Source organism: Shewanella sp. 8A (genome assembly GCF_023475945.1).
GTDB classification, from domain to species: domain Bacteria; phylum Pseudomonadota; class Gammaproteobacteria; order Enterobacterales; family Shewanellaceae; genus Shewanella; species Shewanella xiamenensis.
Window position 1 is genome coordinate 77,339 of the sequence record NZ_JAMDJP010000007.1, and the last position, 11,790, is coordinate 89,128.

Genomic DNA, 11,790 nt, shown 5'->3' on the forward strand with positions numbered 1-11,790 from the left:
GATAACAATGCTATTTTAGTGGGGGTATAAATAAATTTATGGGGTTGTATGTCATTAGTCCGGCTAAGAACGTTTATTGAAGTTTATCGACAACGCTCAATTAGTGGTGCTGCGCGTATGCTCAATCTGACGCAACCTGCGGTATCGCAGCATATTGCAGGACTTGAAGTGGCCGTTGGTCGGCCTTTATTTGAGCGTCAAGTCAACGGGGTATTACCGACTTCTGTTGCGGATGAGTTAGCTGCTGATATTGGCGATAAACTCGATGCGGCAGAAGCCGCCCTTGCGTCTGCGAGAGCGCGTTCTCGTGATGTCTCTGGTGCTTTGCAACTGATTGGCCATGCTGATTTTATGGCGGAAAATCTCGCGCCTCAATTAGCCCCACTGCTTGATGCGGGAATACGCGTTCGTATGCATGCAGGGGATGGCCCCATGGTCACGCAGATGTTATTGGAGGGACATTGTGATTTAGGTATTTCAGCTCATCCAGTGACCGATAATCGTCTAAAAAGTGAAATACTGCTGACAGATAAGGTGATTGCGGTCGCTTCTCCGAAGGTAGTTGAACGCATATTACAAGCGGCAGAGTTTGATCGTGCTTTACTGCAAGAGCCGCTATTAGCCTACAACTTAGAATTATCCTTAGTAGATGCTTGGCTGAGCGCCAACCGCATTGATGCGCACAATTTGATCCCCGCTATGGTAGGTCAAGATCTACGAGCCCATAGAAACCTGTTGGTGCAGGGAATTGGTTGGTCTGTTCTTCCGCAATTTTTATGTGAAAAGCAACTTGACTCGGGTGAGTTAATGCTTATCCCGCCACCAAGAACTCAAACAGAAATTAATTACTACCTCATTTGGTTACCTAGCGCATTACGTCAGCCAAGAGTTGCTCATGCTCGAAGCGCGCTATTAGGTCTTCTACAAGGGGTTATGTAAGACGATATATCTTTTTACGCTCATTCAATTGATTAGCATTTGCTGAGCATCAATACTAAAAGCATCAAGAAGTTTGGGGCGAAAGATCTCATAAAATATGTTTCCATCATGTCAACGAACGACTGAACTTCTAAACAGCAGGGGCGGTAATACAAATTTGTGTATTACCGGAATAATCGTCTCTTCCGAGACTTCATCGGTTCTTCTGGTTATCTATGATGTTTGGTTCCCGGCGAATATGCTGACATTATGGAGTATTCTCATCAGCTTCCCAGCCTCCGCCCAGTGCTTTATAGGCAGCTATTGCTGACGTTATGGTCTCGGCTCTTGCAAGCGTTTCTTCATCCGATGCTCGCAGTAAACTTTCATCAGCCTGTAGTACCTCCAACTTGCTGGCTATTCCCTTCTGGTATGCGGAAAATGAGGCGTTACGTGCATGCTGAATAGCGTCAACTCCCTGCGATACAATCTCAGTCTGTTGTTCCCGTTTTGCTAATGTTGAGAACGTGTTTTCGACATCTTCAGTGGCTTTCAGAACCGCCAGTCTATAGGCAGCAAGCATTTCTGCTTCACGGCCTTTGGCTTGCGCAATCTGGGCATCTATTCGACCAAAATCAAATAAGCGCCAACGTAAACCAATGACGCCAGCCGCTTGGTTAGCGGCGTTGCTAAATAAATTTCCTTCTGTAATTGAGGTAGCACTTCCTAGCAGTCCACTCAATGAAAATTTTGGATAATACTCGGCAATCGCAACACCAATCTTTGCATTTGACGCTGCCAGATGCCGCTCTGCAATAATGAGGTCAGGGCGACGTGTGAGCAATTCACCGGGCGTACCCATGTTGATAGTGTTCGGGATAGAGGGAAGCGGAACGATTGCAGTAAGTTCTGCGCGATGTGATCCAGGAAGCGTACCCAGTATCACGTCTAGTGCGTTCATTGTTGTCTCTAGGCTTGCTTCCATCAGAGGAACAGTCGCCTGATATTGGGCGAGCATAGCTTGTGTTTGATGGACTTGGCGTTCAGGCACTAACCCCTTGCTGTAAAGGAGATTGATCATCTCTAGCATTTGCTGCTGCGTTTCTACTTGTTTGCGAGCGATGTCTAGTCGAGCTTGTATGGCGCGAATGTTGACATAGATGCTGGCGGTTTGCGCGGCTACGGCCAGTCGTGTGGCCGCAATTCCTGCCGACGTTGCTTGGTATTCAGCTAGAGCTGCCTCCCGGTCTCGGCGGAGACCGCCAAACAAATCTAGTTCCCAACTTGCGTTCAGGTTGGTTTCGTAACTGCTGCCATAACGATCAAAACTTGGGGATGAGTTCAATACTTGTCCCAAAGGGTTTTCTACTGATTGGTAAGCGCGAGCGGCTTGTCCAGAGATACTGCCCGATGGGAGTAGAGCTGCATTGGCTGCTCCTAGCCCAGCTCTTGCTTGAGCCATTCGTGCCTTTGTCTGAGTCAAATCAAGGTTCTGCTCTAGGGCAATGGTGATGTAATGAATCAGTTGCTCGTCACCAAATTTTTCCCACCACACGTCTAGCTGAGCATCGACCGTTGTTTCTTGTTTACCAGCAGAGTTCTGCCCATAAAAGTGATTGGGGGAAGATAGTTTCGGAGGGGTATAGTCAGGCCCTACTGCACAGCCAGCTAACATACTGGTTACCGTAAGCATGATGAATGAGTGTTTTAGACGCATATTATTACCAAGGATTGATAGTGAGTGACCATGTTACCATTTGGTCACTCGTTGTCAATCTGGCCGTGACGCGTTAGAATTCTGATATGTATGGAAGTCAGAGAGAAGGTTATGAGTGAAGATTACAACAGTCCAGCGTTGAATCGAGGTCCTGTTGATCATGATGTGCGGGATCAGATTGTTATTGCTGCAACAGAACATTTCAGCCGCTACGGTTACGGTAAAACTACTGTCTCAGATTTGGCTAAATCAATAGGTTTTTCAAAAGCATATATATACAAATTTTTTTCCTCTAAACAGGCCATTGGGGAAAGTATATGCACAAACTGTTTAGGTGAAATTGAGGCCGATGTTCGAAAAGCGATAGAGGATGTTGACCAACCGCCAGAGAAGCTACGCCGAATGTTTAAAGAAATTGTTCAGGCAAGCTTTCGGTTATTTTCCCAAGACCAAAAGCTCTATGAAATTGCCGCTTCAGCCGCTGCAGAACGTTGGCAGGCAACCATTTACTATGAGCAAAACATCAAGGCGCTACTGCAAGGGATCCTTCAAGAAGGGCGTCAATCGGGAGATTTTGAGCGTAAAACACCGTTAGATGAAATAACAACAGCCATTTATCTTGTCATGAGGCCATATATGAATCCCCTCATGTTGCAACATAATTTTGACTTCATTGAAGAGGCTCCTGTCCAGCTCTCAAATTTGGTTCTTCGTAGTCTTGCACCATAAAATTGATGTGACTATTGACTAAATTGGTCACTAGAATAATAATTGCACTCCTGAACAGTTCTTCATGGAGGCTTATGTATGTCTCGTCACAACATACTTACAATAGCAATTATTACTTCGTTACCGCTGGTCTTGACGGCTTGCGGCGAAGAAAACAAAACTGATCCTCGTACCGAAGCGCCATTGGTACGGACCGTTAAGATTGATTCGCCTCGTGCTGAATCTCGCTCATTCACTGGTGTCGTAGCGGCTCGTATAGAAAGCGACCTTGGTTTTCGGGTATCCGGTAAGGTGCTAAAACGCCTTGTGGATACCGGGCAAATGGTGAAGCGGGGGCAAGTACTGATGCAACTTGACCCGGTAGACCTAAAGCTTGCGGCTCATGCCCAACAAGAGGCGGTTGTGGCGGCTGAAGCTAAGGCGAAACAAGCGGCGGAAGATGAGGCTCGATACCGGGATTTGCGTGGTACTGGCGCTATATCTGCCTCAGCTTACGATCAAGTAAAAGCAGCTGCGGATACGGCAGCGGCTCAACTTCGTGCAGTACAAGCACAAGCTGAAGTGGCAATCAATGCTACTCGGTATACGGATCTTGTCGCCGATGCTGATGGAACTGTGGTTGCAACGCTTACTGAGCCTGGGCAAGTTGTCAGTGCTGGTCAGATAGTTGTCCGAGTTGCACACGCCGGGGCTCGTGAAGCAGTGATCCAACTACCTGAAACTCTGCGGCCTTCATTGGGTTCTTCTGGGCAGGCACAGCTTTTTGGTCGGCCTGATATGACGTCGGTTGCAACGCTCAGACAGCTTTCAGATGCTGCAGACCCAATGACTCGTACCTTTGAAGCGCGATATGTTTTGACAGGAACGCTTGGCAGTGCACCTTTAGGTTCCACTGTAACCGTCAAGATTGCTAACGATGCTTTGACAACAGAAGGTAGTTTCAATGTTCCACTTGGGGCTTTATTCGACGCAGGTAAAGGGGCTGGCGTTTGGAGTATTAATGGCACGCCTACAAAAGTTTCGTGGCGTCCAGTCACCGTTCTAAACATTAGCGATAATTTTGCGCGTGTCTCCGGCCAAATCAATCAAGGTGATCTGATAGTAGCACTTGGTTCTCACTTGTTACATGAGGGTGAACTGGTGCGCGTCTCTGTTCCAGCCTCGACTACTACCGTCGCGGGAGTTCGTCCATGAGTGAGCATCGTTTTAACCTGTCAGCACTTGCGGTGCGCGAACGTAGCGTAACATTGTTTCTGATCTTCCTGATCGCTGCCGCCGGTATCCTCGCGTTTTTCCAGCTCGGGCGTGCAGAAGATCCACCATTTACCATCAAGCAGATGACAATCGTCACCGCTTGGCCAGGGGCCACGGCGCAGGAAATGCAAGATCAGGTCGCTGAACCGCTGGAAAAACGCCTACAGGAGTTGCGTTGGTATGATCGTGCGGAAACCTTCACCCGTCCCGGTTTGGCTATCACCATGCTTTCTTTTCTTGACAGTGCGCCGCCTTCGGAGATTCAGGAGGAGTTTTATCAGGCACGTAAAAAGATGGGGGATGAAGCCAAAAATTTACCTGCCGGCGTCGTCGGCCCCATTATCAACGACGAATATGCCGATGTGACGTTTGCGCTCTTCGCGCTCAAAGCCAAAGGCGAACCGCAGCGGCTGCTAGTGCGGGATGCGGAAACCTTACGCCAGCAACTGTTGCACGTTCCCGGGGTGAAGAAAGTCAATATCATCGGCGAGCAACCTGAACGCATTTTCGTCTCGTTCTCCCACGACCGATTGGCAACGCTTGGCGTCACACCGCAAGATATCTTTGCCGCGCTCAACAACCAAAACGTACTAACTCCGGCAGGCTCCATAGAAACCAACGGGCCGCAAGTGTTCGTACGTGTCGACGGCGCATTCGATAACCTAGAGAAAATCCATCAGACGCCTATCGTGGTGCAGGGAAGGACACTGAAATTATCCGATGTCGCCACCGTCGAGCGTGGTTATGAAGACCCCTCGACCTTCATGGTTCGCAGCAACGGTGAACCAGCGTTGTTGCTGGGCATCGTGATGCGTGATGACTGGAATGGGCTTAAGCTCGGCGAAGCGCTTGAAGCGGAAGTCACCAAAATCAACGCAGCGCTGCCCCTAGGCATGACCTTGAGCAAAGTGACTGATCAGGCCGTCAATATCAGTTCGGCTGTCGACGAATTTATGGTCAAATTCTTTGTCGCCTTGCTGGTGGTGATGGTGGTGTGTTTTGTCAGTATGGGCTGGCGCGTCGGTATTGTGGTTGCTGCGGCAGTTCCGCTGACGCTGTCAGCGGTGTTTGTCATCATGGCCGCCAGCGGCAAGAATTTCGACCGCATCACGCTGGGTTCGCTGATTCTTGCGCTGGGCTTGCTAGTGGATGACGCCATCATCGCCATCGAAATGATGGTGGTGAAAATGGAAGAGGGTTATAGCCGCATCAAAGCATCTGCCTACGCCTGGAGTCATACGGCAGCGCCGATGCTCTCTGGCACACTGGTTACCGCCATCGGCTTTATGCCGAACGGGTTCGCCCGCTCAACCGCTGGTGAATACACCAGCAATATGTTCTGGATTGTCGGTATTGCGCTGATCGTCTCTTGGGTGGTGGCGGTAGTGTTTACCCCCTATCTGGGGGTGAAAATGCTGCCGGATATCAAGAAGGTTGAAGGCGGACATGACGCCATTTATAACACCCGTAACTACAACCGTTTTCGGCAAGTGCTGGGGGCTGTTATTACCCGCAAATGGATCGTCGCTGGTGCGGTTATCATGCTGTTTGTGGTCTCTGTACTTGGTATGGGGGCAGTCAAGAAGCAGTTCTTCCCGACTTCTGATCGGCCAGAAGTGCTTGTGGAAGTGCAAATGCCGTATGGCACCTCGATTGAACAAACCAGCGCCGCCACCGCGAAAGTTGAGGCTTGGCTGGCGCAGCAGCAAGAAGCGCGCGTTGTGACATCCTATATAGGCCAAGGTGCGCCGCGTTTCTTCTTGGCAATGTCGCCTGAATTACCCGATCCGTCGTTTGCCAAAATCGTAGTGCTGGCAGGTAACGACAAAGAGCGCGAAGCCCTCAAGTTCAGGTTACGCGAGGTGATAGCCGGTGGCTTAGCGCCGGAGGCGCAGGTGCGTGTCACTCAGATAGTGTTTGGCCCGCCGTCGCCATTCCCTGTCGCCTTCCGCGTTATGGGGCCTGATCCAGACAAGCTGCGCACCATCGCCGAAGAAATCAAAACCGTCATGCGCGCAAGTCCGATGATGCACACCGTCAATACGGATTGGAGGCCGCGCGTTCCAACGTTGCACTTTACCCTCAATCAGGATCGACTCCAGGCGGTGGGGCTGACTACCAATTCGGTGTCCTTGCAACTGCAGTTCCTGCTGAGTGGAGTACCGATTACCGCGGTGCGCGAAGATATTCGTTCAGTGCAGGTTGTCGGCCGAGCTGCCGGTGACATTCGTCTTGATCCGGCTAAGATCGCCGACTTTACGCTGGTCGGTTCCGCAGGGCAACGTATTCCGTTGTCTCAGGTGGGTTCGGTGGATGTGCGCATGGAAGATCCGATCCTGCGACGCCGTGACCGCACGCCGACTATCACGGTTCGCGGTGACATCGCCGAAGGACTGCAGCCGCCGGACGTTTCCACCGTCATCATGACCCAGTTGCAGCCGATTATCGAGGATCTTCCGGCAGGCTACCGGATTGAACAGGCGGGCGCTATCGAGGAATCCGCTAAGGCGACTGTCGCCATGCTGCCGCTGTTCCCGATCATGATTGCCCTTACGCTGCTCATCATTATTTTGCAGGTGCGTTCGATTGCGGCGATGGTGATGGTATTCCTGACCAGTCCGCTGGGGTTAATCGGTGTGGTGCCGACCTTGCTGCTGTTCCAGCAACCGTTCGGCATCAACGCGCTGGTTGGCCTGATTGCGTTATCAGGGATCCTGATGCGCAACACGCTGATACTGATTGGGCAGATCCACCAAAATGAACAGGAGGGGCTGGACCCATTTCGTGCGGTCGTCGAAGCCACCGTACAGCGAGCCCGACCGGTGCTGCTGACGGCGCTGGCGGCAATTCTGGCGTTCATCCCGCTTACCCATTCGGTGTTCTGGGGAACGCTGGCCTATACGCTGATTGGCGGCACGTTGGCTGGGACAATCCTGACGCTGGTGTTTCTTCCAGCTATGTATTCTATCTGGTTCAAGATCAGACCTAGCCAAAGTAGCTGAGGTTTACGTGATTAACGTATGCATTTTGAGAGGAAATTATTATGTCAAGTAACGCTAAAGTTGTCGTAGTGACGGGCGTTTCGTCGGGAATAGGACGCGTAACAGCAGAAATGTTCTTTAAAAGAGGGTGCAAAGTATTTGGTACCGTTCGAAATCTCAAAAAAGCTGAGCCGATTCAAGGCGTAGAGCTGATCGAAATGGATATTCGTGATGAAGGTTCTATTCAACGTGGGATTGCGTCCATCATTGCCGAAGCTAAACACATTGATGTGCTTGTTAACAGCGCGGGTGTCACGCTACTCGGTGCAACGGAGGAATCTTCCATTGCAGAAGGTCAAGCACTGTTCGATACCAATGTCTGGGGTATGCTCCGCACGATACAAGCGGTGTTACCTCATATGCGGCTACAGCATGCTGGTCGCATAGTGAATATTAGCTCTGTACTGGGATTCCTTCCTGCGCCTTACATGGGGCTATATTCGGCGTCCAAGCATGCGGTTGAGGGCTTGTCGGAAACGCTAGACCATGAAGTTCGAGAATTTGGTATTCGTGTAGCAGTTGTCGAGCCTTCATTTACCAAAACCAACCTTGATATTAATGCCCCGGTTGTTGCATCCCCTATTTCGGCATACAACTCAACCCGTGACATTGTCTCTCAGGCGATACAACAGAACGTGCATAAAGCACCACGCCCGGATGATGTTGCCGCAACAGTCATCAATGCTGCGCTCGGTGCTTGGAAAATGCGCCATACACCAAAAGGTGAAGCTTCATTGCTGAGGAAGTTGCGCCGTTTTATGCCAGCCACTCCGGTAGAAAAAGGGATCAGAAAAACATTCGGGATGAAATAATGAACAGAACCAACGAAGTGCGAATTGTTGTCTCCGGTGTGGGTGTTGTAAGCCCCTTAGGTGTTGGTGCCGATAGGGTCTGGCAACGATTGCTAGCAGGACAATCAGGAATTCGACATCTACCGAAAGACGTAGCTGATGGAACAGGAACTACCGTAGGTGGCTTAGTCCCTACATTGGAAGAAGACCCTCTAGCAGGTTATGACCCCGATCGTGTTATTCCGGTTAAAGAACGTAAAAAGATGGACCGCTTCATTGAGTTTACTCTGGTTGCAGCAGATGAAGCGCTAACACAAGCAAACTGGCATCCAGTCGCGGTAAAGGATCAAGAACGAACGGCTACGATTATTGCGTCGGGGGTTGGAGGATTCGGCGCGATTGCTGAGGCAATTCGTACCACAGATTCCCGAGGCCCTCGTCGCCTATCGCCGTTTACCGCGCCCTCCTTTCTTGCCAATATGGCGGCGGGTCAGATATCCATCAGGCATGGATTCAAAGGGCCTCTGGGCGCTCCGGTAACAGCGTGTGCGGCCGGCGTTCAGGCTATCGGTGATGCAGCTAGGCTTATTCGGAGCGGAGAGGCAGATATTGCGATATGCGGGGGAACAGAGGCCGCTATCGATCGAGTTACGCTTGGATGTTTTGCTGCTGCTCGCGCTTTATCAACTGGGTTTAACGATAGTCCTCAAGAGGCTTCTCGTCCGTTTGACCGAGACCGTGATGGTTTTGTGATGGCCGAAGGTGCGGGGGTATTGGTTATTGAATCGTTGGAGCATGCGAAGGCGAGAGGTGCTCAGCCTATCGCTGAAATTGTTGGATATGGAACTAGCGCAGATGCTTACCACCTAACTGCTGGCCCAGAGGACGGTAATGGTGCCCAGCGAGCTATGCAACAAGCTTTGATGCAAGCGGGGATAGCCCCAAGTGAGGTGCAGCATATCAATGCGCATGCTACCTCAACTCAAGTTGGAGATAAGAGTGAACTTGCAGCTATCCGAACTGTATTTGGTGAAGCTTCGGATGTGGCTATCACGTCAACAAAATCCAGCACAGGCCACTTACTTGGCGCCGCAGGCGGAATAGAAGCTATTTTCACTCTGCTGGCAATCAGAGACCAAGTTGTACCTCCAACGTTGAATCTTAATCATCCAGATGAGCTCGCTCTGGGTCTGAATCTAGTTAAAACTAAAAAGGATGTAAACATTCAGCACGCATTATCAAATGGATTTGGTTTTGGGGGCGTCAACGCCAGCGTGGTGTTTCGGCGTTGGGACCAAGAGTCGCGTTAAGACGTTAACTTTGACACCGGAAATACCTACCAGAACATTCAGAAGCAGCCATTAAACTGATTGCGAATATGTTGGAGTGCTTGCCAGCGGATGTCATGACAAAGTGAGAGGAAAGGTTAATCCTTTCCTTTTACATATTTATATACTTCAAACTTGAGAATTGGCGTGCTTGGAATTGGATAAGGGCTACAAAAAGTAGTGTCACTTGTTATGTTCGAAGGAAAACTCAAAATCGTTTATGTCCCAAGAGTGGGCTGATGGGCACGAGTAACACGCTAGTGCCCCCATTCCTTGTTAAGCATGACAGTTGAAGCTATGAATGGTAATAACCAGTAGCCCAAATTTTAGTCATGTGACAACGTGACTACTGAAACAGTAGTGATTTTTTCTCAACTAAAGTGCTTAAGAATTCATCTATCGGTAACGGTTTACCAAAGACGTATCCTTGATAATATTCAATGTTCCTTGCTTTTAATTGAAGGGGAGAGGATTACTGCGCCATTAACTATGCGATGCCACACAGTTGCAACTACGCTCATGAAACAACATAGAAGCGGTTTTAATAATGCGCTCACGATTTTCTTGGGCTTGTAGTTTTGTCACTTTCATATCAATTACCCCAGCTCAAAAAATCATAGCTCAGCATTTTTGATGATGACTATAATCAAAGTGTTGCTTTTTTAGATTTCAATCGTCATCATTACATATTTTTCCAGTCATCAAATAGAAAACATAAAATGACAGATAATTATCGAAGATAAATAACCACATACTGCACTTAGTGAAAAACTTGGTATGGAACGCGTTATGGTATTACATGCCATATTTGATATTTTTATTGAATGTTTTGATGACAACAGGAACTACCACGGTAACTAATTATTGGAAAACTTAAAAATGATCAGAACACTCTTCTCACCGTTAAAAATTGGCAGCCAAACATTAGCACATAGAATTGTAATGGCCCCGTTAACACGTATGCGTGCGGCACAACCCGATAATATTCCGCAATTAATCAATGTTGAATATTATCAACAGCGTGCATCTAAAGGGGGGTTAATTATTTCAGAAGGAGCTCAGATATCACCAATGGCTCAAGGTATGCCTGCTACCCCAGGAATACATAGCCAAGCGCAGATAGATGGATGGAAGAACGTTACTGATGCGGTTCACAAAAAAGAAGGGGTTATATTTTTGCAACTCTGGCATGTGGGGCGGATCTCTCATTCATCGATACTGAACGGCAATCTACCCGTTGCCCCATCATCTATTGCCGCCCCCGGAAAAGCGTTTACAGCGTCATTTGATCGAACAGAATTCGAGCGGCCCCGAGCATTAGATACAAAAGAGATACCATTAGTTATAGAAGAATATGCCCAAGCAGCGAGGAATGCTAAACAGGCTGGGTTTGATGGAGTTGAAATTCACGCCGCCAATGGTTATTTACTTGAACAGTTTTTACACTCTAGCACCAACCAACGGACAGATTACTACGGCGGTTCAATTGAAAATCGCTGTCGAATTGTAATTGAAGTTGCAACTGCTGTAAGCCAGGTTTTCGGCGCTGATAAAGTTGGAATACGCCTCTCTCCTTTTGGAGTAGCGAACGGTAGCAATGAAGAGGATCCGATGACGCTTTATAGCTTTTTAATAAAAAAATTAGCAGCATTGAATCTGGCTTATCTTCATCTGATTGAACCCCGCGCTAGCGGAGCAGGTCAAGAAGAGGTAAATCATCAAAATGTACCTTTATCCTCCGAATTATTTCGCCCCATCTGGCCTAATATTTTAATTGCAGCTGGAAACTATAAGCCAGATACAGCCTCTGCCGCTGTTGAGAATGGGCACGTGGATGCTGTTGCTTTTGGACGATATTTTATTGCTAACCCTGACCTTCCTCTGAGAGTGAAAAAAGGAGCACCTCTTAACTCATACAACCGAGCAACATTTTATGGTGGTGACAAAGAGGGCTATACCGATTACCCAGCACTTGAGTAATTAAAAGAAGACGCTTTCCATTACTCGGATAG

At 48.8% G+C, this 11,790-nt stretch carries 8 protein-coding genes; 7 read left to right on the top strand and 1 reads right to left on the bottom strand.

Annotated features, from left to right (window positions below; genetic code table 11):
- Positions 1-48 precede the first annotated feature (48 nt).
- Positions 49-939 (top strand): LysR family transcriptional regulator, encoded by an 891-nt coding sequence (locus M0413_RS07245; RefSeq protein ID WP_047536537.1) that lies wholly within the window; start codon positions 49-51, stop codon positions 937-939.
- Positions 940-1,186: 247 nt separating this feature from the next.
- Here M0413_RS07245 and M0413_RS07250 read toward each other — a convergent pair whose 3' ends face one another.
- Positions 1,187-2,611 carry an efflux transporter outer membrane subunit gene (locus M0413_RS07250; protein WP_249553636.1) on the bottom strand — a complete coding sequence of 475 codons (1,425 nt, stop codon included), beginning with the start codon at positions 2,609-2,611 and terminating at the stop codon, positions 1,187-1,189.
- A 135-nt stretch (positions 2,612-2,746) separates the two neighbouring features.
- On the opposite strand from M0413_RS07250, the gene M0413_RS07255 reads away from it, so the two are divergent.
- The 6 genes from M0413_RS07255 (at position 2,747) to M0413_RS07280 (ending at position 11,758) form a co-directional block, all read left to right on the top strand.
- On the top strand, positions 2,747-3,364 hold the full coding sequence (locus tag M0413_RS07255) for a TetR/AcrR family transcriptional regulator (RefSeq protein ID WP_047540370.1): 618 nt from the start codon (positions 2,747-2,749) through the stop codon (positions 3,362-3,364).
- Between the two features lie 132 nt (positions 3,365-3,496).
- Positions 3,497-4,558: an efflux RND transporter periplasmic adaptor subunit gene (locus M0413_RS07260; protein ID WP_249553638.1), complete on the top strand. Its 1,062-nt coding sequence runs from the start codon at positions 3,497-3,499 to the stop codon at positions 4,556-4,558.
- Positions 4,555-7,620: an efflux RND transporter permease subunit gene (locus M0413_RS07265; protein WP_249553640.1), complete on the top strand. Its 3,066-nt coding sequence runs from the start codon at positions 4,555-4,557 to the stop codon at positions 7,618-7,620. Before M0413_RS07260 ends, M0413_RS07265 begins: the two co-directional genes overlap by 4 nt.
- Positions 7,621-7,661: 41 nt before the next feature.
- Positions 7,662-8,471 (top strand): oxidoreductase, encoded by an 810-nt coding sequence (locus tag M0413_RS07270; RefSeq protein WP_249553642.1) that lies wholly within the window; start codon positions 7,662-7,664, stop codon positions 8,469-8,471.
- Positions 8,471-9,760 (top strand): beta-ketoacyl-ACP synthase II, encoded by a 1,290-nt coding sequence (gene fabF, locus M0413_RS07275; RefSeq protein ID WP_249553644.1) that lies wholly within the window; start codon positions 8,471-8,473, stop codon positions 9,758-9,760. The genes M0413_RS07270 and fabF overlap by 1 nt, the downstream gene beginning before the upstream one ends.
- Positions 9,761-10,657: 897 nt before the next feature.
- Positions 10,658-11,758, top strand: a complete 1,101-nt coding sequence (locus M0413_RS07280) for an alkene reductase (RefSeq protein WP_047536546.1) — start codon at positions 10,658-10,660, stop codon at positions 11,756-11,758.
- Positions 11,759-11,790: the final 32 nt, after the last annotated feature.